1 protein-coding gene is annotated in these 478 nt (G+C 75.7%); it reads left to right on the forward strand.

What is annotated here, in order from left to right; all coding sequences use genetic code 11:
- A partial coding sequence (locus tag KN815_RS46325) for a DUF4865 family protein (RefSeq protein WP_216347790.1) occupies positions 1 to 255 on the forward strand: 255 nt, incomplete at its 5' end.
- Between the last annotated feature and the right edge of the window lie 223 nt (positions 256 to 478).

Consider the following 478-nt stretch of genomic DNA (forward strand, 5'->3'; position numbering starts at 1 on the left):
CGCCACGCCGCGCCGGTCCCGGCCGCCGCCGATCCCGCCTCCGTCGTCGAGGACGCGCTGGCGCGGCTGGCCGAGCGCGCCCGTACGGACGGCGTCCACACGACGGCACTCGGCATCGACCCGCGCGGCTGGGAGCTGATCCACTTCACGCTCTGGGAGGACTCCGCACCGCCCTCGGAGCCCGGCGACCGCTACCAGGTGCTCCATCTGTCGACCCCGGGCCTGGCCGCGCTCCCCCGGGGCCGCCAGTGGTGACCGCCGTAAGGAGCGCGTGGTGGTCCGGTGAGCGCCGTAAGGAGCGCGTGGTGGTCCGGTGAGCGCCGTAAGGACCGTGCCCTCCCGGGCCACCGGCCGTAGGCGGGTCAGCCCACGCCCAGGGCCGCCAAGGGGTCGTCCAGCACCGGCTGCCACGCCAACTCCGCCGCGCCCACCAGGCTGTTGTGGTCCAGCGTGCACGGCAGAATCGGTACGCCCCCGC

This window comes from Streptomyces niphimycinicus (genome assembly GCF_018883605.1).
Lineage (GTDB): Bacteria > Actinomycetota > Actinomycetes > Streptomycetales > Streptomycetaceae > Streptomyces > Streptomyces niphimycinicus.